A 24,655-nucleotide genomic window follows, 5' to 3' on the forward strand; every position below is an offset into this window, starting at 1 on the left:
TGGGGTTACTCCGTGCTCCCACCCGTACGCAGCCGACAGCCGAATCACTCAAGCCACCCACAGAATCCCGGACGAGGGATTCGGAGCCGCGCGGCCCGCGGATTGGTCCGATTCCGGAAAACTTCGGAAAGCCCCGGGCGACGGGTCAGAACAGATGGATCGCGAGGTGCCCGAGGGGCAGCCCGAGCCGCCAGGCCGGGGTCCACACCTTCGGACCGTCGTCCTCGCCGGCCGGCCCGCCGCCGCCCGGCACCGCGTCCAGGTCCGGCGCGAGCAGCTCGGTCTCCTCCAGCCAGCGCCAGGCGTCCACGGCGAGGGCCAGGTCGGGGGAGCGGGTGCCGGCCCGGTCGGCCTGTTCGGCCAGCTCGGCCATGCGCTCGCGCACCCAGTCCCGCCACGGCTGGTCGTAGGCGGTCAGGGAGAGCCAGTTCTCCAGCTGGGAGATCACCCGGATGCCGGACAGCTCCCCGTCCGTGTCGGACAGGAAGACCGTGAGCGCCAGCGCGTCCCGGCCGGCCCTGAACTCGAAGGAGGTCGGCGGCATCAGATCGCCGGTGCGCAGCAACTCGTCGGCGATGTACTCGGCGTACAACCAGGCCATGGGGACGGCCAGTTCACCGCCGTCGGTGCCGTCCGTGCTCTCGTGCCCTCTGTGCAGCATCCCTTCCTGCCCTTCCTCCGGTGTGTGCGCGTCGCCCGGCCCCGCCGGGTCCGGCCGCCTGCCCGGAACGCGGATGAGGACAGCCCATTGCCCGAACGGGGGCCACAGCAAGGCGCTTTACCGAGGTTTGACCAGGGCTCCGGTTTCAGTGCAGGTCGGCCGCATAATCCGGAAGGACCCGGCGCAGCGCGCGCAGCGCGTAATGCGCGCGGGACTTCACGGTACCGGGTGGCACGCCCAGGGTCTGCGCCGCTTCCGCCACACTGGCCCCGAGGAAGTACACGAGTACGAGGACGTCACGGTGCTCCGGCGTGAGTGTCTTCACAGCCTCCCGGACATCGAGCATCGCGGCGGCCCGTTCGGCGTGATCGGCGGTCACCCGTGCGCTCTCCGGGATCTCGGCGCCGGTCTCCGGGGGCCTGGCCTCCCGGGCGCGCCGCGCGTCGATCGCGAGCCGCCGGGCGACCGTCAGCAGCCAGGGCCGTACGGAGTCGAAGTCCTCGGCGTGCAGCGCCTCGGGATGCTGCCAGGCGCGCACCAGGGTCTCCTGGACCAGGTCCTCGGCGCGCTGCCGGTCGCCGTCGCAGAGCCTGAGCAGCAGGGCGAACAGCGGCCCGCCGTGCTCGCGCTGGAGCGCGGCCAGTTCGTGCTCGGCGGTCGTCGTCCCGTGGGGCCCTGCCGCCGCCTGGTGGATCAGTGAGGTTCCGGCCGTCATGGCCGTATGGCAGCGCAGCGCACGGCCGGGGCACAGGGCGCGCGCACGGCTGAAGCGACGGACGGTCGATCGCGTCGGTGAACGGTCAGGCAAACGGTGCGGCTCGGCACCGGACGGGCTAACGACAGCGCTCGGGCCGTTTATCCGATGAGCCGGCGTCGTACCCATATGACCATCAACAGCTTTGTCGGTCATACGACCAGCCCGGGGTGAGCTGATGATCGGACGCAGACAACAGGTGGCGCTGGCCCTCACCGCCGTCCTCGCGGCCGCGGCCGCGTACCAGAACCACGAGCGGCACGAGCCCTCGCACCCGGCCCCGTCCGGAGCAGCCGCCCGCGGCTTCACCCTCGTCGCCTCCGGCGGCGTCGGACCGGAGGCGGGCGGTCATTCCACGGGGTGCCGCTGGGCCAGCGCCGAGCGCTTGTAGGAGTAGCCGAAGTAGATCACGCACCCGATCACGAACCACACGGCGAACCGCACCCAGGTCTGCCACTGCAGGAACGTGATCAGCCAGATCGAGAAGACGACGCCCAGTGCCGGCACGACCGGCATCCACGGCGTGCGGAAGGCGCGCGGCAGCTCCGGGCGCCGGTAGCGCAGCACGATCACCGCGGTGCACACCACCACGAACGCCAGCAGGATGCCGATGTTGGTCAGTTCGGCCGCCGAGCCGATCGGGACGAACCCGGCGATGACGGCCGAGCCCGCCCCGACGATCCAGGTCACCCGGGTCGGCACATGCCGCGTCGGGTGCGTCCGGGCGAACCACTGGGGCAGCAGACCGTCCCGGGACATGGAGAACCACACGCGGGTGACGCCCAGCATGAACGTGAACATCACGGTGAGGATGCCGATGATCGCGCCCACCGCGATCACGTCCGCGAGCGCGTTCAGCCCCACCGACTTGAACGCGCTCGAGAAGCCGCTCTCCGGGTCGATGTGCCTGTAGTCCTGCATGCCCGTCAGCACCAGACAGGCCGCCACGTACAGCACCATCGAGATCACCAGCGAGTAGATGATCGCCTTCGGCATGTGACGCTGGGCGTCCTTGGACTCCTCGGCGGCGGTCGACATGGCGTCGTAGCCGAACACCGCGAAGAACACGGTCGCCGCGCCGGTGAAGGCGCCGCCGATGCCGAACGGGAAGAAGGGGTGGTAGTTCGCCGTGTCGATGTGGAACATGCCCACCCCGATCACCAGCAGCACCACCAGTACCTTCAAACCGACGACGAACGTCTCGAAGCGGGCCGCGCTGCGCATGCCCAGATTGAGCAGCCAGGCGATCAGCAGGCACAGGACCGCCGCGAACAGGTCCACCCGGTGCCCGGCCCCGGTGCCCGGCGCGCCCAGCATCCAGTGCGGCAGCTTCGCGCCCATCTCCTCGACCAGGAAGCCGAAGTAGCCGGAGATGCCGATCGCCACCACCGCGACGATTGCGGTGTACTCCAGCAGCAGGTCCCAGCCGATGAACCAGCCCGCGAACTCGCCGAGCACCGCATATCCGTAGGTGTACGCCGATCCCGCCTTCGGGATCAGCCCGGCGAACTCGGCGTACGACAGCGCCGCGCAGGCGCTCGCCACGCCGGCGATCAGGAACGACACCAGCACCGCCGGGCCCGCCGTGCCGTGGGCCACCGTGCCCGCCAGGGTGAAGATGCCGGCGCCGATGATGCCGCCCACCCCGATCGCGGTGAGCTGCCAGAGTCCGAGCGAGCGGGCCAGCCGGGTGCCGTCGCCGACCTCGGTCTCCTCGATGTGTTCGATGGGTTTGCGGCGGAGAATCCCCTCACCCGCGCGGAGCCCGGCCATGCGCCTCACCTCTTCGCCGACGGCAACGGCTGACGGCGGATCATGATGGCTCAGGGGCGCCGCACTGGGAAGACGCCACGCACGGCCCGGACGGCCGTCCAGGCGCGGTCCGCGAGCCGGGCCGATCGCCGGGCGCCGAGACGGACGTGCAGTTCCGAGGGCTGTTCGCCGCGGCCCGGACCAGGATCGCCGGCACACCGGGGGCGGCCGGGGACAGCGCCGGGTGCGCCGGGCCGAGTGTCGGCAGGGCGCAGGACGGCGAAGCCGATCGGGTGGCCCGTATGCCCTCGCCGATCGGTCGGTCACCGGCAAGGCCGTCACCGGGTGCTGGCGGCGCCTCCGCTGCTGATGGGCGCCCTACGGTACGACCGTCACCGGCCAGCGCCCCGCCTTCACCAGCCGGATCGCCACCGACCCGATGATCCGGTGCCCGGCCTGCTCGGAGGCGCCGACGACCACCGCGTCCGCCTTGAGCTCGTCGGCCGCCTTCACCAGTCCGCTGTACGGGTCGCCGCGGAAGGTGTGGAACTCCCAGCGCACCTCGAATATCCCCTTGACCCGTTCGGCCGCCTGCCGGATGTAGGCGACGAGGTCCTCGGCGATCTCGTCGGTCGTCTCCGCCACCGGCGCGCCGAGCGCGGCCCCGGCGGCCAGCACCGGCTGCACGTACACCACGGCCAGCAACGCGTGCTGCCGCCGGGCGAGGCCGCCCGCGTACGCCGCGGCACGCAACGAGGAGTCGGAGCCGTCCACCCCGACCACGATCACCTTCGGCCCGTCCGTACCCCGCTCGAACTGAGAGTGCGAGGGCGAATGCGAGTGCTGTTCCGTCACGGTCGTGAGGCTATCGGAATCCACCGTTCCTGCAGAGCAGTGGTCGGCCGCCCCCGTGGTCGGAGGGACCGGTACTCGGGTGGACGAGCCGGACCGCGCCGCCGGGGCACCGGCCCCGGATCACAGTCCCTCACCGAGGTGGGCCGTGGCGTGCCGGGCCGATGGCCGGGCCTCTGCCCCATCTCCGGTCCCGGCACCCGGTCTCGGGCCCTGGCCTTGCCCCCGACTTCTTCTCCGGTCCCGGTGTTCGGGCCCCGGCCCCCGGTCCCCTGTCCGTTACCCGGCCCTGGCCCCGTCCGTACGCCCGGTCTCCGGCCCTGGCTCGGGTCGCGGCGCCCTGTCCCCGGCGCCTGCCCCCGTCCGTGCGCCCCCTCTCCGGCCTCGGCCCCTGCCCCTGGTCCCTTCTTCGGTCCCGATCCTCGATCCCCTGCCCCGGTCTTCGATTCCGGGTCTCCGGGGCCCTGCTTCTGCTTCCGGTCTCCGTCCCCGGCCCCCGACGTCCGGCAACGGTCCCCGGCGTCCGCCGTCCTCCAGTCTCCGGCCCCGGTCCCGGCGTCCGGTTTCCACCCATGGTCTCCGGCCCTGCCCTGGCCTCCTGGCCTGGTGCCCCGGTCTTCGCCCCGACCCCCTGCCCCGGCGCCCCCTCTCCGCCACTGCCCCCGCCCCGCCGCTCGCTCGTCGCCCCTGCCCCTGCCTCGGCCCCCCCGGCCCCGCCCCCGTTTCGGCACCCGTGACCCGGTCGGATCGGGTCTCCGGAACCCGGTCTTCCGGGGTCTGGTCTCTCGGACCCGGACCTCTCGGGACCCTGACCTCTTCGGGAGCCGGATCTCCCGGAACCGGATCTCCCGGAACCCGGTCTCCTGTGACCCCCGGCATCCCTCGACTGTGACCCCCGGCATCCCTCGACGGGCGAGTCGCGCGACGCCTTTTTACAGTCGGAACCATGACCGCACGCGCGGAGCCCGCCGCACGGAGGGACCCCACGGCCCCGATACGTCCGCCCGCCGGTGGACGCCTCGGCTGGGTGCCGGAGGCCTTCGCGGCGCTGTTCGCCGCCCTCGGCCTGCTGTGCGCCCTGCTCGCGCTCATCGAACCGCTGCGCCGCCTGCTCCGCCCGGTCGCCCACGCCCTCGACCTGCTGCTGGTGCCCATCAGCGCCAACCTGGCCTACGCCGTGTTCCTGTTCCTGCTGGCCGCGGCCACCGCCGCGCGCAAGAAGGTCGCCTGGTGGCTGGTCGTCGTCTATCTCGGCCTGGTCGTTCTCACCGACGCGCTCGGCGTCGCCCTCGGCCTGTTCGCCGAGTCGCTGCCCTCCCTGGTGCTGTGCGGCCTGCTCCTGATCCTGCTCGTCGTGGCCCGCGGGGAGTTCTACGCCGCCTCCCGCCGCGGCGCCGTCTGGCGGGCGCTCGCCGTGCTGCTCGGCGGGCTCGTGGTGGCCATCGCGCTGGGCTGGGCGCTCGTCATGCTGTTCCCGGGCACGCTCCCGGCGAACGAGCACCTGGCCTGGGCGGCCGACCGGGTGTGCGGCGGGCTGGTCTCGAGCAGTTCCTTCTCCGGCCGCCCGCCACGCGCGGTCACCTTCGTGCTCGGCCTGCTCGGCGCCCTCGCACTGCTCAACGCCGCCGCCACCCTCTTCCGGTCCCAGCGCCTGGAAGCCGCGCTGCACGGCGACGAGGAGCCCCGTATCCGCGCCCTCCTGGCCGCCTACGGCGAACGGGACTCCCTCGGCTACTTCGCCACCCGCCGCGACAAGGCCGTCGTCTTCTCGCCCAGCGGCAAGGCCGCCGTCACCTACCGCGTCGAGGCCGGCGTCTGCCTGGCCAGCGGCGACCCCGTCGGCGACCCCGAGGCCTGGCCGCACGCCATCGCCGCCTGGCTGGACGTGGCCCGGCGCTACGCCTGGGCGCCCGCCGTGATGGGCGCCTCCGAGGACGGCGCCCGCGCCTACGCCCGCGCCGGACTCGGCGCCCTCCAGCTCGGCGACGAGGCGATCGTGCAGGTGGCCGCCTTCGACCTGAACGGCCGGGACATGCGGGTGACCCGGCAGGCCGTGCACCGCGTCCGCCGTACCGGCGCCACCTGCCGCATCCGCCGGCACGCCACCCTCACCGACCACGAGATGAAGGAGGTCGTCGACAAGGCCGACGCCTGGCGCGACACCGAGACCGAACGCGGCTTCTCCATGGCCCTCGACCGGCTCGGCGACCCCGCCGACGGCGACTGCCTGCTCGTGGAGGCCCTCGGCGAGGACGGCAGGCTCCTCGCCCTGCTCTCCTTCGTGCCCTGGGGCCGCGACGGCGTCTCCCTGGACCTGATGCGCCGGGACCGCGCGGCGCCCAACGGGGTCATGGAGTTCATGGTCGCCGAACTGTGCGCCGCCGCCCCCAAGCTGGGCGTCCGCAGGATCTCCCTGAACTTCGCGGTGTTCCGGTCGGTCTTCGAGGAGGGCGCCCGCATCGGCGCCGGACCCGTCCTGAGGCTCTGGCGCCGCCTGCTGCTGTTCTTCTCCCGCTGGTGGCAACTGGAGGCCCTGTACCGCTCCAACGCCAAGTACAACCCCGAGTGGTACCCGCGCTTCATCTGCTACGCCGACACCGGCTCCCTCGCCCGCATCGGCCTGGCCTCCGGCATCGCCGAAGGCTTCGTCTCCGTACCGTCGTTGCGCACACTCTGGGGAAAGGGGCACCCGAAGCCCGGGCAGCGGCCCGCGACCACCCACGGGCTGCCACCCCTGACGGCGCTCGGCCTCGACGGAGGGGACCGGGCCGGACCCGCCGCACCGGACGCGGGCCTGCCCGACCAGGTCCGCGTCCGCCATCACAAGCTCGACCGGCTGCGCGCCGACGGCACCGACCCGTACCCGGTCGGCGTCCCCGCCCCCACCCACGCCCTCGCCGACGTGCCTCCCGGCGCGGAGGTCACCGTGGCCGGGCGGCTCATGCTGGTCCGCGACTTCGGCGGCATCGTCTTCGCCGTGCTGCGCGACTGGTCCGGTGACCACCAGATCGCCCTCACCCGCGACGGATCCGGTGCCCTCGCGCTCGACCGGTTCACGGCGGACAGCGACATCGGCGACCACATCACCGCCACCGGCCGTACCGCCCTCAGCGACCGGGGCGAACCCACCGTCTTCGTCACCTCCTGGCAGCTCACCGGCAAGTGCCTGCGCCCGCTGCCCGACAAACGCCGCGGCCTCGCCGACCCCGAGGCGAAAGTCCGCCGCCGCTATCTCGACCTCGCGACCAGCCCCGCCGCCCGCGCCGTGATCCGGGCCCGCTCCGCCGCCGTACAGGCCCTGCGCCAGGGCCTGCTGGACCGAGGGTTCGTGGAGGTCGAGACCCCGATGCTGCAGCAGATCCACGGCGGCGCCAACGCCCGCCCCTTCACCACCCACATCAACGCGTACGACCTGGACCTCTATCTGCGCATCGCCCCCGAGCTGTATCTGAAGCGGCTGTGTGTGGGCGGCCTGGAGAAGGTCTTCGAACTGGGCCGCACCTTCCGCAACGAGGGCGTCTCCTACAAGCACAACCCCGAGTTCACGATGCTGGAGGCCTACCAGGCGTACGCCGACTACGACGTCATGCTCGACCTCACCCGCGAGCTGATCCAGGGCGCGGCGCGGGCCGCCTTCGGCTCCGCGGTGGCCCGCAAGGACGGGCAGGAGTACGACATCTCCGGGGAGTGGCCGGTCATAACGGTGTACGGCGCACTCTCGGAGGCGCTGGGGGAGGAGATCGGCCCCGGCACCGAGCTGCTGCGGCTGCACCGGCTGTGCGACCGGGCCGGGGTGCCGTACACCGCCGACGACGGGCCCGGCGACATCGTCCTGGAGATGTACGAGCGACTGGTCGAGGAACGCACCCAACTCCCCACGTTCTACAAGGACTTCCCGACCGAAGTCTCCCCGCTGACCCGGCAGCACCGCACCGACCCACGCCTCGCCGAACGCTGGGACCTCGTCGCCTTCGGCACCGAACTCGGCACCGCCTACTCCGAGTTGACCGACCCGGTGGAACAGCGCCGGCGGCTGACCGAGCAGTCGCTGCTCGCCGCCGGCGGCGACCCGGAGGCCATGGAACTGGACGAGGACTTCCTTCAGGCCCTCGAGTACGCGATGCCCCCGACCGGCGGACTCGGCCTCGGTGTCGACCGGCTCGTGATGTTCCTCACCGGCCTGACGATCCGGGAGACCCTGCCGTTCCCGCTGGTGCGCCGCCGCTGAGGCCCGGGTCCGGGTCGGGCGCCGGGAAGCGGTGCCGGGGCAGGACCAGCAGCGCGACCACGGCACCCGTCACACACAGCGCCACGCCGAGCTCGAAGCAGTCCCGGACCGCGCCTGTCATGAAGGCCTTGTAGTCCTTGTAGTAGGTCCCGTAGGGCGAGGACCGCGGGATGCGCTGCATGGCGACCGAGACGATCCCGGCGAACAGCGACACGCCCAGGCCGGCGCCCAACTGCCGGGACGAGTTCAGACCCTGGGGCAGCGCGCCGCTCCCGGACCGGGCGAAACCGGCGGGCAGGGCGAGCACCGCGCAGCCGAAGGCGACCAGCAGCAGCGGCAGCAGCACATCGGCGAAGCGGAAGGCGTCCTCCCGGCTCAGCAGGACGAAGCCGACGGCCGCCACCCCGCAGGCCCCGGCCACCGCGGCACCGAGCCCGACGCGCGCGGCCACCCGGGGAAGGGCCAGACAGCCCAGCAGCACCCCGGCGACGGCGGACAGCAGGGCCCAGCCGACCTGCATCACGGCCAGCCCGCCGATCACCTGCAGGGCGAGCGTGAGGGCGTACAGGGCGCCGGCCAGGCCGGACGCCAGCAGCGCCACCACCGTGTACCCACCGAACGCGGCGCGCTCCCGGTTCAGCCGGGCGAGCAGTTCCGGGACCCGCTCGGCCCGGCCGAGCAGGCCCAGGGCGGACGGCAGCAGCGCGCCCCCCACCGCGATGACGACCACCGTCGTCGCGGACACGCTGTGGTCACCGAGCCAGTCCGCGAACCACGCCAGGAAACCCAGCGGGACCACGCCCAGCGCCGCCCGGCCCACCCGGGCACCGGCCCCGGGCAGGGGAGCGGACTCGGTGAGCACCACCGGGGTCAGCACCAGCAGCACCGCCCCCGCGACGGCCTGCACCCAGAACACCGTCTCGCCCCGTACCGAGGCGTCCAGCAGCATGGTGGTGGGCAGCAGCATGGCCGGTCCGGCACAGGCGACGACCGCGAAGTGCACGCTCAGCGCCCGGTCCCGGCCCGGAGCCTCCGGATGCGTGGAGTCGATCAGCGCCAGCGCGCCGGCCGTGATCACCGCCGCCGCGACACCCTGCACCGCCCGTGCCGCGAGCAGCACCTCGGAGTCCACCGTCACGGCCGGTGCCACGGCGGCCAGGCTCGACAGGGCGAGGCCGCCCATCAGCACGCGTCGCTGCCCGAACGCCTCACCCAGCGCCCCCGCGAGCACCGGCAGCGCGGCGAAACACACGCTGTACACGCTCAGCAGCCAGGTCAGGCCCTGGAAGGACAGCTGCGACCGGACCGCGATCCACGGCAGCCCCACCGTGAAGACGGTGGTGTCGAAGACGACCAGCACCTGGGCGGCCGCCAGCAGTACCACCGCAGGCCCTCTGTGCCGCAGCCCGTTCTCTCCCCCGTGCACCAACTCGGCTCGCCCCCACATCGGTTGTCGGACCCCTTGCGCGGACTGAATGACTATCAGAGCCGAGTGACCGGTTCCGCACCGGCCCCGGCGCTGGTCCGTCCGGGTGTATTCCCACTGCCGTACCGGTGTCGCTGCGGTGCGCCGGAGTCCGGTGGGGCGACTGATGGGTCATGCAGAAGGATCAGTTGCTCACACGGCGCCGGATGCTCCTGGCCGGCGCCGCCGCGCTGGGAGCGGCGGGTACCGCCGGGACCTTTCTCGCGGGCGGGGCCGGGGACGGCGCCGGGACTGCCGCCCCCGCTCCCGGACCGCAGGCCCGTCAGGCGCCCAAGTCCTCCGCCTTCCGGCTCCAGCCGCTCACCGGTGACGGACCGCCGCGTGCAGCGCCGCGCACACTGAAGGTCCGCAAGGAGCCCATTCTCCAGATCTCCGGGCGTGGCCGGAGCATGATGCTGACCTTCGACGACGGCCCCAACCCGGACTACACCCCGCACATCCTGGACACCCTCGCCAAGTACGACGTGCGGGCCATGTTCTTCGTGTGCGGCGAGTGTGTCGTCGACAACAAGAAGCTGGTGGCCCGGATGGCCGACGAAGGCCATGTGGTGGGCAACCACACCTGGACGCATCCGCTGCTGACGACCCTCAACCGCAGGCAGATCCGGTCCGAGATGAAGCGCACGAGCGACGTCATCGAGGACACCTACGGCGAGCGCCCGCAGTGGTTCCGCGCGCCCTACGGCGCCTGGAACCGGGCCGCCTTCCAGCTGGGCGCCGAGATGGGCATGGAGCCGATGGCCTGGACGGTCGACACCACCGACTGGATGGAGCCCGGCACCGACACCATCATCGACCGGGTGGAGAGCGGCGCCGCCCCCGGCGTCGTGGTGCTCTCCCACGACGCCGGGGGCGACCGGTCGCAGACCGTCGACGCCATCCGTGAATGGCTGCCCCATCTCCTCGACTCCGGGTATCACATGACCGTGCCGGACCGGCGCGTGTAACCGCTTCCAGGCTCTTCTGCCGCCCGGCCGCGGTGCATTCAGTTCACCGCGACCAGGCGGGCGAAGACGACGACGTTTCCGTCGTAACCGTTCTGCTTGGAAAATCCGCCGCCGCAGGTGATGACCCTCAGCTCCGGTGTGCCCCTCGAGCCGTACACGCGGTCGCCCGGAAACCGGCTCTTGGAGAAGACCTCGACCCCATAGGTCTCGAACACCGCGGTCTTTCCGTCCTTGCGCAGGACCTCGATCCGGTTTCCCTTCCTCAGGGACCCGAGCCCGTAGAACACGGCGGGGCCCCGGGCGTTGTCGACGTGCCCGACGATGACGGCGGTGCCCTTCTCGCCGGGGGAGACCGCGCCGGTGAACCAGCCCGCCAGGTTGGGGTCCTCCGGGGGCGGCGCGGCGACCCAGCCGGCCGCGTCCAGACTGACGGGCATGACCGGCGCGTTCACCTGGATCGCGGGGATGCGGACCCGGTCGGCGGCGGAGAACCCGAGCGATGCGTGAGCCGTGGAGAGGGCGCCCGTGCCGCTGCGGCTGTCCGGGGCCACCGCCGAAGCGGGCTGCGGCGGACCGACGTCGAACTCCCCGGAACCGTTCCGGATGAGCGCCAGACCGGTCAGCAGAACAAGCGCCGTCACGCCCCACGGGGCGCGCTTCCTCCGCCGTTCCTCCTCTTCGGCAAGCTCGAAAAGCTCGGACGCAGACATTCGCCATCCCCTCTCGACGCGGCTTCGCCACGGCCCTCGCGCATGGGAAAACGCTAAGTCCCGCGCACACGAGGGGCGATCGGGTCGAGTGGCGAACGGGTGGCCCAGGGCCCGTGCGGTGCGCCATCCGAGTTGCCATCCGTGGAAAATTTCTGACGGTCCGTGACCTGCAGCAACATCCGATTATGTGCTTTTTGCGCGGCGTGTTGGCTCACCAGGACGGACCATTCTCGACATGCGGGCGTGTTCCGCGCGCCCGAGGGTCTCTCCGGGAGGTGTTTTCTCGCCGATCGCCCGGGGACGGGTCCCGGGGGCCTCCCGCGGAGGAGCACATGCGAAACCAACGTGCCCTGGCGGCCGCGTGCACCGCGGTCGCCATGCTCGGGTTCGCCGTCCCCGTCGCCGTCGCGGACGGCACGGGCAACGGCGGCAACTTCACCATCCACGGTCACTTCAAGGACAACGGGGATCCCGAACGCGACCCGGGCCGAGGAGACGACTCCGGCCGGAGCGACGACAGCGGCAGCGGCGCCCGGAGCGACGACTCCGGCGACCGCGGCGACGACGTCCGCCGGGGTGGCGACTCCGGCGACCGCAGTGACGACTTCGGTGACAGCGAGGACGACTTCGGCGGCCGTGGCGACGGCGGCCCCCGGAACATCGTCGCCACGCCCGGCGTGCTCCCGGCCGGCGGCCGGCTCACCGTCGCCGCGGACGCCTGCCGTGGCGGCACCATGTCCTCCCGCGCCTTCCCCACCACCCAGTTCGACGACTTCCGCGACGACACCGCGAGCGGCACCATCGACGTCGACCGCGACGCCCCTCCCGGCCGGTACGACATCAGGATCCGCTGCGGGGACAGGACCCTGATCCGCCCGGCCGCGTTCACGGTGCTCGGCGGCGTCCAGGGCGGTGTCGGTGGCAGCAGGTCCAGCGGTGCCACACCGGTCGACATGGCCATCGGCGCCGGACTCGTGACCCTGGGGGTCGTCGGAGGCGGCGCGTTCTGGCTGCGCCGCCGGAACGAGAAGCGCAGTTGAGGCGCTGACACCGTCGCCCCGGCCCCGTGGGGGAGCCGGGGCGACGGCCTGCCGGTGACGGGTGTCAGCGGGCTATCCGGTGACGCCCGGGAACAGGTTCGTGAACGGTTCCGCGGTCACCGCGATGCCCCGGCTGTAGGGGGCGTCGAAGTCCCAGATGAGGAACAGCATGAACGCGATGGTCGCGGAGAACAGCCCCGCCAGGACCACCTCGCGTGTGGTCCGCCGGATCTGCAGCGCGAACACCATGCCGATGGTGACCAGCGCCCCGGTGAGCAGGCCCCACCACACCACCGGTGGCATGGTGGCCCCGGTGGAGTCGGCGCGGGCGTTGCGCGCCTGGTCGGCGGCGGTCATCTGGTCCAGCAACGGCTGGTAGGCCTGCGCCTCGAAGTCGTTCTTCGGCCGGTAGTCGGTGACGTCCTGGCGCACTGTCTGCAGCAGCCGCGCACCGCGGTGGGTGACGCGCCCGTCGTGGGACATCGTCCGCCACTCATGGTGCACGACATAGCTGACATAGGTGTTGACATCGGTGCGGATCTTGTCCCGGACGTCGGGCGGATAGACCCGGACCCGCTCCGAGATCTCGTGCAGCGCCTGGGCCTCGGACTGCACGTAGTCCTGCGCGGAGCTGCGTGCCTCCCACACGCCCGCGATGGCAAGGCCCAGGACGATGGCGTACACGACACCGATCCACATCGTCATGTACTCGATGACGTCCGGGGTCTCGCTGGGATCCTCGTCCTCGGGGGCACGCTTGTGCCGTACCAGGGTGACGACCACCACCACGGCACAGGCCGCCAGCATCGCGAGGACGAGAACAAGCCAATCCGGCAACGGATACCTCCAGAAGGTGAGCGGGGCCCGGCCCGTCAGCGCGGGCGCAGGGCCGCGACGGCGACGATCGCCGGCACGGTGATGAGCAGGACGTAGATGACCGGCGTGGTGTGGCCGGGCGTGGTGTGTGCGGTGGGGTGCGGGTGGTACGCCGGATAGCTCACCTTCGTCACCAAGGGCCGTGTGGTGGCCTTCGGCTTCGGTGGCGGCGTCGGTGCAGGGGTCGGAGTCGGGGTCGGCCGCGGCGCCGGAGGATCCGGTTGGGGCCGGGCCGGCGGCTTCGGTTCCGGCGTCGGCTTCGGTGCCGGGCGCGGCGTCGGCGTCGGCCTCGGCGGTGCCGGTTCCGGCGGCGGGGGCGGTGTCGGACTGGGGGTCGGGGTGGGTGTCGGTGTGGGGCTCGCACAGGCCGGCAGGGGCGGCCAGTGGTGGTCGCCGGCGTAGGCCGTCGCCACCGTGCCGTCCGGCCCCGTGGAGGCGTACGCACAGGCGTCGGCCGACGCGACTCCGGCCGGGCAGCCCACCAGGGTCCAGGTCAGTGTCACCAGGGCCAACACCCGCGCGACGGGCGCGCATCGGGTCACTTCGGGTCCATGCACTCGAAGATCATGGGGTGCGGAAACCGGTCGTACGCCGTAGTGCGCCCGGATTGCTCCGAAGGAGGGACATAGTGCGATCCGTGGTTTGACGCGGAGAAGAGCACCAATGGTGCGATACACACGCCCGTACGAGCCCCGTACGCCGCCACAGGTCACAGGGTTCGGCAAGGAACTCCCGAAGCATTTCCGAAGCAGCTTCCGAAGAAACTTCCGCTCCCGTTGAACGCTCCGCCCCCTTCGGTGCGTACCCATGGCCGTGCGGCGGCGCGGCATGGCGCTGCAACATCCAGGCGAATATGGGGAGTTGGACATGAAGACCTCCTGGCGGACCGCCTCACTGGTGGCCACAGCCGCTGCGGTGCTGGCGCTGACGACGGCGTGCGGTCAGGACAACGGCACCGCCCCGGCGTCGGCGGCCCAGAACGTCGGCGCCACCGCGCCCGCGGGCAGCCCGACCACCGGTGCCGGCACCGGATCCGGGAACGGTTACGGCGCCGACGGCAACCAGAGCTCCAGCTCCCCGACCGCGGCCGCCCCCGCGGGCAAGCTGACCGTCGCCGCCAACGCCAACCTGGGCAAGGTGGTGACCGACGGCTCCGGCCTGACCCTGTACCGGTTCGACAACGACACCGCCAACCCGCCCAAGTCGAACTGCGACGGGACCTGCGCCACCACCTGGCCGCCCGTGCCCGCCGGTGACGCCACGGCCGGCGCCGGCATCGACAAGTCGCTGCTCGGCGAGGTCACCCGCGCCGACGGCACCAAGCAGCTCACCATCGGCGGCTGGCCCGCCTACCGCTACGCCAAGGACGCCAACGCCGGAGACGTCAACGGCCAGGGCGTGGGCGGCAAGTGGTTCGCGCTGGCCCCGAACGGCAAGAAGGCCTCCCTGGCCGCCCTGCCCGGTCTGTCCGTCCGCAAGGACCCCAAGCTGGGCGACATCATCGTCGACAAGAACGGCATGACGGTCTACCGCTTCCTCAAGGACAAGGCCTGGCCGAAGTCCGTCTCCAACTGCACCGGGGCCTGCCTGCAGAAGTGGCCGGCCGTCGGCATCGTCAAGCCCGGGGACACCCAGGGCGTCAAGAAGAAGGGCCTGATGGGCTTCACCCGTCCCGACGGTGTGCAGCAGATGACGGTCAACTGCTGGCCGATCTACACCTTCTCCGGGGACAAGGCCCCCGGCGACACCAACGGTCAGGGCGTGGGCGGCACCTGGTACGCCGTCTCGCCCGACGGAAAGCCGGTCGGCGCGCCGGGCAACTAGATCACCTCCCCAGGGTCGATCGCCCCGCCCGGCCCGGAGCGCCACCGAAGGTCCGCCCCCTCCGCACCGCACGGAGGGGGCGGACCGTTTTGTGCGGCGGAATCCGTCACACAGCGGTGTCATACGGGCACTTGCCGCAGGCAGTGGCGGGGAACGGACGGTCAATTTCCGGTTTGGGTCGCTCCTTTGGCGGGCGATCAGTAGCCTCAGCTCGAACACCGGATCGCCTGTCCCTGTCCCCTACCCTTGGAGAGATACATGGAGCGCCCCGCCTGGGCCCCACGGAGCATCGACATCACGGTGCCGAGCGTCTCGCGGATCTACGACTACTACCTGGGCGGCTCGCACAACTTCGAGGTGGACCGGGAAGCGGCCCGCAAGGCGATGGAGTTCATGCCGGGCCTGCCGAAGATCATGCAGGCCAACCGGGCGTTCATGCGCCGTGCCGTGCGGTTCGCGGCCGGGGAGGGCATCACCCAGTTCCTCGACATCGGCTCGGGCATCCCGACGTTCGGCAACGTCCACGAGGTGGCCCAGGCGGCCGTACCGGGCGCCCACGTGGTCTACGTCGACCACGACCCGGTCGCCGTCGCGCACAGCCAGGCGGTACTGACGGGCAACGAGGGCGCCGACGTGGTCGCCGCGGACCTGCGCAAGCCGCAGGAGATCCTCTCCAGCCCCCAGGTGGAGCGGCTGATCGACCTGAACCGTCCTGTCGCGCTCCTTCTCGTTGCCATACTGCACTTCGTGGAAGACGCGGACGACCCCTACGGAGCGGTGGCCGAGCTGCGCGACGCGCTCGCGCCCGGCAGCCTGCTGATCCTCACCCATGCCTCGTACGAGGGAATCCCGCTGCCCGCCGAGCGGGCCGAGGGCGCGGTGGACGTATACAAGGACATTCGCAATCCGCTCATCATGCGCTCGCGCGACGAGATCGCGCGGTTCTTCGAGGGGTACGACATGGTGGAACCGGGACTGGTGCCGATGCCGCACTGGCGGCCGGAGTCGGCGCCGGAGGACGAGGATCCGTTCGCCTTCTCCGGATTCGCCGGAGTGGGGCGTACGGCGTGAGCGCCGAGCCGGACGGGCCGGAGGACAGACTGCGCCGGTTCACGACGATCTGGAGCCGGGCGGTCTACCCGGTGACCTCCACGTCGCTGACCCGCGCCGAGTTCGAGGAACGCCTCCTTCCGCTCGCCCGCCGGTTGAGCGGGTTGCTGCGGGCGCACGGCTTCGACGCGGACGGCGCGAAGGCGGTCGGCGCCGCCCTGGTCGGCGCGCACTGCACCGATCCCGAGGCGCTCACCCGGACCCTGGACTGCGTGGACGCCTACCTGGCGCTGTACTGCGCCGAGGACGGCCCCCAGGACGACGCACGTCTGCGCTCCTCGCGGTTGCAGCACGCGATGGCCGCCGGATATGCCGAGGCGCTGCGCGAACGCACCCTCGCCGAGCAGGAGTCCATCGCCCAGGCCGCGCTGCGCGCCCAGGGCGTGGTCGCGCAGGCGCTGCACGCCAGCGAGGCCCGCTTCCGCGCGGTCTTCGAGGGCGCCGCCATAGGGATCGGCATCGCCGACCTCGACGGCAACGTCCTGCAGGTCAACGAGGCGCTGCTGCGCATGTTCGGGCAGTCCGACCATGCCCTGCGCGGCCGTCGCGTCCAGGACTGGGTGCACCCCGAGGACGCGCCGCAGACCTGGAAGCTGTACGACGAACTCGTCCGTGGCGAGCGCGAGCACTACCACCTCGAAAAGGCCTTCAACCGCCCCGACGGGACGGTGCTGTGGACCAACCTGACGGTCTCCCTGCTGCGCGACGCCGACGGCAACCCGCAGTACCAGCTCGCCCTCATGGAGGACACCACCGAGCGCCGCCTGCTCAACCTGCGGCTGCGCTACGAGGCCACCCACGACGCGCTCACCGGCCTGCCCAACCGCAGCCTGTTCTTCGAGCGCCTGGAGAAGGCCCTGAACGCGGGCGAGGGCCAGCGCTTCGGGCTGTGCTACCTCGACCTGGACGGCTTCAAGACCATCAACGACAGCCTCGGGCACGCGGCCGGCGACCGGCTGCTGGTGGAGGTCGCCGACCGGCTGCAGTCCTGTGCGACCGCTCCCGGTGAGATGGTCGCCCGGCTCGGCGGCGACGAGTTCGTGGCCCTGACCACGGGTCCGGGCACCGAGCGCGAGGTGGACGAACTCGCCGAGCGCATCATGAACGCCCTCGTGACGCCGGTCAGCATCGACGGCCGCGACCTGCTGGTGCGCGGCAGCCTCGGCATCGTCGAGGGCCCCGCGGGCGAGCGCACGGCGGCGGAGGTCCTCCGCAGCGCCGACATCACCATGTACCGGGCCAAATCGGCGGGCGGCAACCGCTCCGAACTCGCCGACCCCGAGGCCGACGCCCGCGCCATCACCCGCCACGGCCTGACGACGGCCCTCCCCACGGCCCTGGAACGCGGCGAGTTCTTCATCGAGTACCAGCCGCTGGTCCACCTCGGCGACGGCAGCGTCCGCGGTGCCGAGGCCCTCGTCCGCTGGCTGCACCCCCAGCACGGCGTGCTCGGCCCCGACCGCTTCATCCCGCTCGCCGAGCACACCGGCCTGATCGTCCCGCTCGGCCGCTGGGTGCTGGAGGAGTCCATCCGCCAGGCCCGCGCCTGGCGAGAACGCCACGGCGAGGAGACCACCGCCGGGCCGCTGCGCATCAACGTCAACCTCTCACCGTGCCAGCTCAGCCATCCGGGACTCGTCCAGGACACGGTCGAGATCCTGGAGCGCGCGGGTGTCGCGCCGGAGGCCCTGTGCCTGGAGGTCACCGAGTCAGCGCTCATCGGCGCCGACGACGACCTGCTCAAACCCCTGCACCGGCTGGCCGAGATGGGCGTCGACATCGCCCTGGACGACTTCGGCACCGGCTACTCCAACCTCGCCAACCTGCGCCGCCTCCCGGTGCGCATCCTCAAACTGGACCGCTCCTTCACGCGGGGCATGCAGCAGTTCCCCGCCGACCCCGTCGACCTCAAGATCGTCGAGGGGATCGTCACCCTCGCCCACAGTCTCGACCTCGCGGTCACCGTCGAGGGCGTGGAAACCGGCGCCCAGGCCGAACAGCTGCGCATACTGGGCTGCGACACGGCCCAGGGCTGGTACTACGCTCGCCCGGGCCCACCAGATCGCCTGCACGACCTGGCCTTGGTGGATGCAACGGGCTGAGCCTTTCAACGAGGGGCAGCGCAGTTCCCTGAGGGGCGCGGGGAACTGCGCGAGCAACCACGACGAACGGAAAGCCCGAAACGGCGATCCAAAGGCAGACGCATCCGGCAACAAACGCCGTCACCGCTCAAGAAGCATCCGCTGCAACTCCCTCGCCGCCCGAGGCGGAGCCACATCGCTGCGGTGAGCCAATGCGATGACCCGCTGCAACCCCGGCCGCGCCAACGGAGTGACCCTCAGCCCCTGCCCCGCCCGCGTGGCAACCATCCGCGGCACCACAGCAACCCCGAGCCCCGCCCGCACAAACCCCAGCACCGCATCCATCTCACCCCCCTCGACACCGAACTCCGGCTCGAACCCAGCGGAGCGACACGCGGCGACGGTGAGCTCCCGCAGGTCGTACCCGTGCCGGAACATCACCAGCCGCTCACCCTCCAGATCGCCGATGTCCACCACCCGACCACCCCGGCCCGGGGCCGGTACCTCGGGCGACGACACGACGACCAGGTCCTCCCGCAGCAGCTCGACCGTGCTGAGCGCCGGCGACGGCGTCGGCAGCGGCAGGACGACCAGCGCGAGATCAAGGGCGCCGCGCGCCAGCTCCCGCACCAGGTCGTGCGAGCCGCCCTCCTCGATCAGGAGCTGGATGCCGGGGTAGCGGTCGTGGAAGGCGCGCAGCACATCAGGCAGCAGGCCCGTGCACAGACTCGGGGTAGCCCCCAGCCGCACCCGGCCCCGGCGCAACTGCACCAGTTCCTGCACCTCGTACCGGGCCGTGTCCGCGTCCGCCAGGATCCGCCGGGCCAGCGGCAGCAGCGCCTCACCGGCGTCGGTGAGCGTGATGTTGCCCCGGGCGCGCAGGAACAGATCCGCGCCCAGCTCCCGCTCCAGCGCCTTGATCTGCTGCGACAGCGACGGCTGGGCGACATGCACCAGCTCGGCGGCGCGGGTGAAGTGCCGGGTCTCGGCCACGGCGACGAAGTACTGGAGCTGCTGGAACTGCATGCTGGAAGGATAGCTTCCAACTATGGAAACGAGGCGGACCATGTCTTGGACTGATCGGGTCCTTCGCCCCTAGCGTGCTGGTCATGGCTCTGGCAACGCGGACGGACCGACGGCCGTCCATGGCGCGCACGATGTGGGACTCCTCCGTCGGCAAGAAGACGGTGATGGCCGTCAGCGGCCTGATCATGCTGCTTTACCTGGTGGCGCACATGATCGGCAACCTGAAGATCTACTTCGGGGCGGGCGAGTTCAACCACTACGCCCACTGGCTGCGCACCGTCGGCGAGCCCTTCATGCACTACGAGTGGACGCTCTGGCTCATCCGGATCGTCCTGGTCGTCGCCGTGGTCGCCCACGCCACGTCCGCGTACCAGCTCAGCCGCCGTGACATCAAGGCGCGGCCCAGCAAGTACGTGCACCCGAGGCCCCGGGCGAGCTACGCGACCCGCACCATGCGCTGGGGCGGGATCATCCTCGGCCTGTTCATCGTCTGGCACATCCTGGACCTGACCACCGGCACCGTGCACTCCGGCGGCTTCCAGGCCGGCCACCCGTACCAGAACGTGGTCGACACCTTCTCCACCTGGTACGGCGACGTCATCTACATCGTCGCGATGCTCGCGCTCGGCCTGCACATCCGGCACGGCTTCTGGAGCGCCGCCCAGACCCTCGGCGTCGGCAGCCGCACCCGCGACCGCGCCCTGAAGACCATCGCCAACGTCCTCGCGCTGCTGCTCACGGCCGGCTTCATCGCCGTACCCGTGGGCGTCATGACCGGAGTGGTGAGCTGACATGACCGACTACGCGAACTACACGACCGGTGCGCCGGTCACCGACTCCAAGGCCCCGTCCGGACCGATCCACGAGCGCTGGGACAAGCGCCGCTTCGAGGCCAAGCTGGTCAACCCCGCCAACCGGCGCAAGCACACGGTCATCGTGGTCGGCACCGGCCTGGCCGGCGGCTCGGCCGGCGCCACCCTGGCCGAACAGGGCTACCACGTCGTCCAGTTCTGCTACCAGGACTCCCCGCGCCGCGCCCACTCCATCGCCGCGCAAGGCGGCATCAACGCGGCGAAGAACTACCGCAACGACGGCGACTCGATCCACCGGCTGTTCTACGACACGGTCAAGGGCGGCGACTTCCGCGCTCGCGAGTCCAACGTCCACCGCCTCGCGCAGATCTCGGTCGAGATCATCGACCAGTGCGTGGCCCAGGGCGTGCCCTTCGCCCGCGAGTACGGCGGTCTGCTCGACACCCGCTCCTTCGGCGGCGTACAGGTGTCGCGGACCTTCTACGCCCGTGGCCAGACGGGCCAGCAGCTGCTGCTGGGCGCGTACCAGGCCCTCAGCAGGCAGATCGCCGCCGGGAACGTGGAGATGCATCCGCGCACCGAGATGCTGGACCTGATCGTGGTGGACGGGCGGGCCCGCGGCATCGTGGCCCGGGATCTGATCACCGGCAGGATCGACACGTACTTCGCCGACGCCGTCGTACTGGCCAGCGGCGGTTACGGAAACGTCTTCTACCTGTCGACCAACGCCATGAACTCCAACGCGACCGCGATCTGGCGGGCGCACCGGCGTGGCGCGTACTTCGCCAACCCCTGCTTCACGCAGATCCACCCCACCTGCATCCCGCGCACCGGCGACCACCAGTCCAAGCTGACCCTGATGAGCGAGTCGCTGCGCAACGACGGCCGGATCTGGGTGCCCAAGGCCAAGGGCGACACCCGCCCGCCGAACCAGATCCCCGAGGACGAGCGCGACTACTACCTGGAGCGCATCTACCCGTCCTTCGGCAACCTGGTCCCGCGGGACATCGCCTCCCGCGCCGCTAAGAACGTCTGCGACGAGGGCAGGGGAGTGGGCCCCGGCGGGCAGGGCGTCTACCTGGACTTCGCCGACGCGATCCAGCGCATGGGGCGCAAGGCGGTCGAGGCCAAGTACGGCAACCTCTTCGACATGTACCAGCGGATCACCGACGAGGATCCGTACGAGGTGCCGATGCGGATCTACCCGGCGGTGCACTACACGATGGGGGGCCTGTGGGTCGACTACGACCTGCAGACCACCGTCCCGGGCCTGTTCGCGATCGGCGAGGCCAACTTCTCCGACCACGGCGCCAACCGGCTCGGCGCCTCCGCGCTGATGCAGGGCCTCGCCGACGGCTACTTCGTGCTGCCGGCCACCATCAACGACTACCTGGCCCGCAACCCCCACCAGGACCCGGTCACCGCCGAACACCCCGCGGTCCAGGGGGTGTTGGCCGAGACCGAGGACCGGTTGACGAGGCTCCTCGCCGTGGACGGCGACCGCACCCCGGACTCCTTCCACCGCGAAGTCGGGGAACTGATGTGGGAGTTCTGCGGCATGGCTCGCACCGACGCCGGACTGCGCAAGGCATTGGAGCGCATCCCGCAGATCCGCGAGGAGTTCTGGCGGCGCATCAAGGTCCCCGGCACCGGCGAGGAGTTCAACCAGTCACTGGAGAAGGCCAACCGCATCGTCGACTACCTGGAGCTGGCGGAGCTGATGTGCCTCGACGCGCTGCACCGCGGCGAGTCGTGCGGCGGCCACTTCCGCGAGGAGTCCCAGACCCCGGACGGCGAAGCCGCCCGCAGGGACGACGAGTTCGGCTACGCGGCGGCCTGGGAGTTCACCGGCACCGGTGACGCACCCGTCCTGCACAAGGAAGACCTGGTCTTCGAGTACGTCCACCCCACCCAGCGGAGCTACGCATGAAGCTCACCCTGCGCGTCTGGCGCCAGCAGAACGCCGACGCCGAAGGAGCGATGTCCACGTACGAGGTGGACGGCATCTCGTCCGACATGTCCTTCCTGGAGATGCTGGACGTCCTCAACGAGCAGCTCATCCTGTCCGGCCAGGAACCGGTCGCCTTCGACCACGACTGCCGCGAGGGCATCTGCGGCGCGTGCTCGCTCGTGATCAACGGCGACGCGCACGGGCCGGAGCGCACCACCACCTGCCAGCTGCACATGCGGTCCTTCAAGGACGGCGACACGATCGACATCGAGCCGTGGCGGGCGGCGGCCTTCCCGGTGATCAAGGACCTGGTGGTCGACCGGTCCGCGTTCGACCGGATCATCCAGGCCGGCGGCTACGTCACCGCACCGACCGGGGCCGCGCCGGAGGCGCACGCCACGCCGGTGCCCAAGGCCGACGCCGACTTCGCGTTCGAGCACGCCGAGTGCATCGGCTGCGGGGCGTGTGTGGCCGCGTGTCCCAACGGCGCGGCGATGCTGTTCACCTCCGCCAAGGTCAACCACCTGAACGTGCTGCCCCAGGGCGCGCCCGAGCGGGAGACGCGGGTGCTGGACATGGTGGCGCAGATGGACGCAGAGGGCTTCGGCGGCTGCACGCTGACGGGGGAGTGCGCGACCGCCTGCCCCAAGGGCATCCCGCTCGTGTCCATCACGAGCATGAACAAGGAGTGGCTGCGAGCCACCCGTAAGGCGGGGAAGCGGTAGGCCCCACCGACAGGGAAACGTTCGTCGCGCAGGCGAACGGGCGGGGCCGGGGGTGGTGCTCACCGGCCCCGTCTGGTTTCCCGTGATCGTCGTACCCCGGCGTTCAACATTCCCACATCCCCTCTCCTGACACAGGTCACGCGCACGCCAACCGGCATCGGAAGAACAGGAGCGGCGGGCCGTACGCACCCGCTCGCCGCCCTCGCCGAACCGGCCCGTGACCAGGAGAGAGCCATGACCGGCGTTTCCACGCTCGACCGCCCCCCACAGCCCGCGGCACCGACCCGCTACACCGTCACCCTCGCCCGAGACGAGGACGACGTGCGGGCCGCGCAGCGGCTGCGGCACGACGTCTTCGCCGGTGAGATGGGGGCCCTGCTGGCCACGCCGCAGCCGGGACTGGACGTCGACTCCTTCGACGCCTACTGCGACCACCTGCTCGTGCGCGACACCCTCACCGGGCAGGTCGTCGGCACCTACCGGCTGCTGCCGCCCGAGCGCGCCGCGGTCGCCGGCCGGCTCTACTCCGAGGGCGAGTTCGATCTCGCCGCACTGGACCCGATCCGGCCCGGTCTGGTCGAGGTCGGCCGCTCCTGCGTGCACCCCGACCACCGCGACGGCGCCGTCATCAGTCTGATCTGGGCCGGGATAGCCCGGTACATGATCGACCGCGGGCACGAGTGGCTGGCGGGCTGCTGCTCGGTGCCGCTCGCCGACGGCGGCGCCCTCGCGACGGCGACCTGGGAGCGGGTGCGCGCCAAGCACCTGGCACCCGAGGAGTTCCGGGTACGGCCGCTGCTCCCCTGGATCCCGAACGCCGAGGCCCCGGCCGGACACAGCGAGCTGCCCGCCCTGCTGCGCGGCTATCTGCGCCTCGGCGCCCAGGTGTGCGGCGAGCCCGCGCACGACCCCGACTTCGGGGTCGCCGACCTGTACGTGCTGCTGTCGATGCGCCGGGTCAACCCGCGCTATCTGCGGCACTTCCTCTCCCTCGTGCCGGCCTGATGAGCGTCTGGCTGCCCAGCGCGCCCTGTACCCCGGGCGCCTGCGTGGAGACGGCCCGGGCCGCCACGGCCGTACCCCGGGCCGTGCTGCGGCTGACCGCGGTCGCGGTCCTGGTGCTGGCCGGGATCGTGCTGTCCCCACTCGGCGGGAGGATCCCCGCCGAGTGGGTCAGGCGGTGGTGCCGGGCGATCGTGCGGGCCATGGGGGTCCGGGTCCGCTTCACCGGCCCCGCCGCACCGGCCGGCGGGCTGCTGCTGGTCGCCAACCATGTCTCATGGCTGGACATCCCGCTGCTGACCGCCGTACGCCCCGCCCGGATGCTCGCCAAGACCGAGATCCGGCAGTGGCCGGTCGCGGGCCCGCTGGCCGCCCGCGGCGGGGCCCTGTTCATCGAACGGGACCGGATCCGCGCCCTGCCCGAGACGGTCGCCCGGATCGCCGAGGCGCTGCGCGCGGGCGCGGCCGTCGCCGCGTTCCCCGAGGGCAGCACCTGGTGCGGGCGGGCCCACGGCCGCTTCCGCCGCGCCGTCTTCCAGGCCGCGCTCGACGCCGGCGTGCCCGTGCAGCCGGTCGGCCTGCGCTACCGGCAGGACGGCGGCGGGCCGAGCACGGCAGCGGCGTTCGTCGGCGAGGACACCCTGCTCGCGTCGCTGTGGCGGGTGGCCCGCGCCCGGGGCCTGGTCGCCGAGGTGGAGATACTCCCGCTCATCCCGGCCGGCCGTCACCCCACCCGCAAATCCCTGGCGCGGGCCGCCCAGCCCGGCCGCGTCGGCGAACCGGACTGGACCCACGCCGCGCTGGTCTAGGCCAGTGCG

At 71.6% G+C, this 24,655-nt stretch carries 21 protein-coding genes; 12 read left to right on the plus strand and 9 right to left on the minus strand.

Going from position 1 to position 24,655, the window contains the following annotated elements; translation table 11 throughout:
• Positions 1 to 145 precede the first annotated feature (145 nt).
• Together ACFYZB_RS11690 and ACFYZB_RS11695 are read right to left on the minus strand one after the other, a co-directional pair.
• Positions 146 to 661 carry a hypothetical protein gene (locus ACFYZB_RS11690; RefSeq protein ID WP_351208484.1) on the minus strand — a complete coding sequence of 172 codons (516 nt, stop codon included), beginning with the start codon at positions 659 to 661 and terminating at the stop codon, positions 146 to 148.
• A gap of 145 nt (positions 662 to 806) precedes the next feature.
• On the minus strand, positions 807 to 1,376 hold the full coding sequence (locus tag ACFYZB_RS11695; protein WP_388757214.1) for a sigma-70 family RNA polymerase sigma factor: 570 nt from the start codon (positions 1,374 to 1,376) through the stop codon (positions 807 to 809).
• Between the two features lie 217 nt (positions 1,377 to 1,593).
• On the opposite strand from ACFYZB_RS11695, the gene ACFYZB_RS11700 reads away from it, so the two are divergent.
• Positions 1,594 to 1,806, plus strand: a complete 213-nt coding sequence (locus tag ACFYZB_RS11700; RefSeq protein WP_388757217.1) for a hypothetical protein — start codon at positions 1,594 to 1,596, stop codon at positions 1,804 to 1,806.
• Here ACFYZB_RS11700 and ACFYZB_RS11705 read toward each other — a convergent pair.
• Positions 1,764 to 3,188, minus strand: coding sequence for an amino acid permease (locus ACFYZB_RS11705; RefSeq protein ID WP_388757219.1), 1,425 nt, complete (start codon positions 3,186 to 3,188; stop codon positions 1,764 to 1,766). The genes ACFYZB_RS11700 and ACFYZB_RS11705 overlap by 43 nt on opposite strands.
• 357 nt (positions 3,189 to 3,545) lie before the next feature.
• Entirely contained in the window at positions 3,546 to 4,022 is a 477-nt protein-coding gene (locus tag ACFYZB_RS11710; protein ID WP_351208487.1) for a universal stress protein, read from the minus strand.
• 943 nt (positions 4,023 to 4,965) lie between these two features.
• Between ACFYZB_RS11710 and lysX the strand changes: the two genes are divergently transcribed.
• Positions 4,966 to 8,247: a bifunctional lysylphosphatidylglycerol synthetase/lysine--tRNA ligase LysX gene (lysX, locus tag ACFYZB_RS11715; RefSeq protein WP_388757222.1), complete on the plus strand. Its 3,282-nt coding sequence runs from the start codon at positions 4,966 to 4,968 to the stop codon at positions 8,245 to 8,247.
• On the opposite strand, the gene ACFYZB_RS11720 is transcribed toward lysX, so the two are convergent.
• Complete coding sequence (locus tag ACFYZB_RS11720) at positions 8,192 to 9,694, minus strand: MFS transporter (RefSeq protein WP_388757225.1); 1,503 nt, start codon at positions 9,692 to 9,694, stop codon at positions 8,192 to 8,194. The two genes, lysX and ACFYZB_RS11720, sit on opposite strands and share 56 nt — an antisense overlap.
• 152 nt (positions 9,695 to 9,846) lie before the next feature.
• Between ACFYZB_RS11720 and ACFYZB_RS11725 the strand changes: the two genes are divergently transcribed.
• A complete protein-coding gene (locus ACFYZB_RS11725; RefSeq protein ID WP_388757227.1) occupies positions 9,847 to 10,680 on the plus strand; it encodes a polysaccharide deacetylase family protein in 834 nt (277 codons plus the stop codon).
• Positions 10,681 to 10,718: 38 nt separating this feature from the next.
• Here the strand turns inward: ACFYZB_RS11725 and ACFYZB_RS11730 are convergent, their stop codons facing one another.
• A complete protein-coding gene (locus tag ACFYZB_RS11730; RefSeq protein WP_388757229.1) occupies positions 10,719 to 11,390 on the minus strand; it encodes a class F sortase in 672 nt (223 codons plus the stop codon).
• Between the two features lie 332 nt (positions 11,391 to 11,722).
• On the opposite strand from ACFYZB_RS11730, the gene ACFYZB_RS11735 reads away from it, so the two are divergent.
• Positions 11,723 to 12,430: a hypothetical protein gene (locus ACFYZB_RS11735; RefSeq protein WP_388757232.1), complete on the plus strand. Its 708-nt coding sequence runs from the start codon at positions 11,723 to 11,725 to the stop codon at positions 12,428 to 12,430.
• 72 nt (positions 12,431 to 12,502) lie between these two features.
• On the opposite strand, the gene ACFYZB_RS11740 is transcribed toward ACFYZB_RS11735, so the two are convergent.
• Both ACFYZB_RS11740 and ACFYZB_RS11745 read right to left on the minus strand, forming a co-directional pair.
• On the minus strand, positions 12,503 to 13,267 hold the full coding sequence (locus ACFYZB_RS11740; RefSeq protein ID WP_388757234.1) for a hypothetical protein: 765 nt from the start codon (positions 13,265 to 13,267) through the stop codon (positions 12,503 to 12,505).
• 35 nt (positions 13,268 to 13,302) lie between these two features.
• The gene (locus ACFYZB_RS11745) at positions 13,303 to 13,443 is read right to left on the minus strand and encodes a hypothetical protein (RefSeq protein ID WP_388757464.1); all 141 of its coding nucleotides are present in this window, start codon (positions 13,441 to 13,443) and stop codon (positions 13,303 to 13,305) included.
• A 730-nt stretch (positions 13,444 to 14,173) separates the two neighbouring features.
• Here ACFYZB_RS11745 and ACFYZB_RS11750 point away from each other — a divergent pair.
• The 3 genes from ACFYZB_RS11750 to ACFYZB_RS11760 all read left to right on the plus strand — a co-directional run bounded on the left by ACFYZB_RS11750 (position 14,174) and on the right by ACFYZB_RS11760 (position 18,342).
• Positions 14,174 to 15,130 carry an SCO0930 family lipoprotein gene (locus ACFYZB_RS11750; protein WP_388757237.1) on the plus strand — a complete coding sequence of 319 codons (957 nt, stop codon included), beginning with the start codon at positions 14,174 to 14,176 and terminating at the stop codon, positions 15,128 to 15,130.
• 258 nt (positions 15,131 to 15,388) lie between these two features.
• Complete coding sequence (locus ACFYZB_RS11755) at positions 15,389 to 16,201, plus strand: SAM-dependent methyltransferase (RefSeq protein WP_388757239.1); 813 nt, start codon at positions 15,389 to 15,391, stop codon at positions 16,199 to 16,201.
• A complete protein-coding gene (locus ACFYZB_RS11760; RefSeq protein WP_388757242.1) occupies positions 16,198 to 18,342 on the plus strand; it encodes a putative bifunctional diguanylate cyclase/phosphodiesterase in 2,145 nt (714 codons plus the stop codon). Before ACFYZB_RS11755 ends, ACFYZB_RS11760 begins: the two co-directional genes overlap by 4 nt.
• A gap of 120 nt (positions 18,343 to 18,462) precedes the next feature.
• On the opposite strand, the gene ACFYZB_RS11765 is transcribed toward ACFYZB_RS11760, so the two are convergent.
• Positions 18,463 to 19,347, minus strand: a complete 885-nt coding sequence (locus ACFYZB_RS11765; RefSeq protein ID WP_388757245.1) for a LysR family transcriptional regulator — start codon at positions 19,345 to 19,347, stop codon at positions 18,463 to 18,465.
• A gap of 119 nt (positions 19,348 to 19,466) precedes the next feature.
• Here ACFYZB_RS11765 and ACFYZB_RS11770 point away from each other — a divergent pair, with 119 nt between their 5' ends.
• The 5 genes from ACFYZB_RS11770 (at position 19,467) to ACFYZB_RS11790 (ending at position 24,646) form a co-directional block, all read left to right on the plus strand.
• Positions 19,467 to 20,138 (plus strand): succinate dehydrogenase, encoded by a 672-nt coding sequence (locus ACFYZB_RS11770; RefSeq protein WP_388757446.1) that lies wholly within the window; start codon positions 19,467 to 19,469, stop codon positions 20,136 to 20,138.
• 1 nt (position 20,139) lies between these two features.
• Positions 20,140 to 22,089, plus strand: coding sequence for a fumarate reductase/succinate dehydrogenase flavoprotein subunit (locus ACFYZB_RS11775; RefSeq protein WP_388757248.1), 1,950 nt, complete (start codon positions 20,140 to 20,142; stop codon positions 22,087 to 22,089).
• On the plus strand, positions 22,086 to 22,835 hold the full coding sequence (locus ACFYZB_RS11780; protein ID WP_388757251.1) for a succinate dehydrogenase/fumarate reductase iron-sulfur subunit: 750 nt from the start codon (positions 22,086 to 22,088) through the stop codon (positions 22,833 to 22,835). Before ACFYZB_RS11775 ends, ACFYZB_RS11780 begins: the two co-directional genes overlap by 4 nt.
• 234 nt (positions 22,836 to 23,069) lie before the next feature.
• Entirely contained in the window at positions 23,070 to 23,840 is a 771-nt protein-coding gene (locus tag ACFYZB_RS11785) for a GNAT family N-acetyltransferase (protein WP_388757254.1), read from the plus strand.
• The gene (locus ACFYZB_RS11790) at positions 23,840 to 24,646 is read left to right on the plus strand and encodes a lysophospholipid acyltransferase family protein (RefSeq protein WP_388757257.1); all 807 of its coding nucleotides are present in this window, start codon (positions 23,840 to 23,842) and stop codon (positions 24,644 to 24,646) included. Before ACFYZB_RS11785 ends, ACFYZB_RS11790 begins: the two co-directional genes overlap by 1 nt.
• Positions 24,647 to 24,655 lie beyond the last annotated feature (9 nt).

This window comes from Streptomyces sp. NPDC001852, assembly GCF_042891825.1.
In the GTDB taxonomy this organism is placed as follows: domain Bacteria; phylum Actinomycetota; class Actinomycetes; order Streptomycetales; family Streptomycetaceae; genus Streptomyces.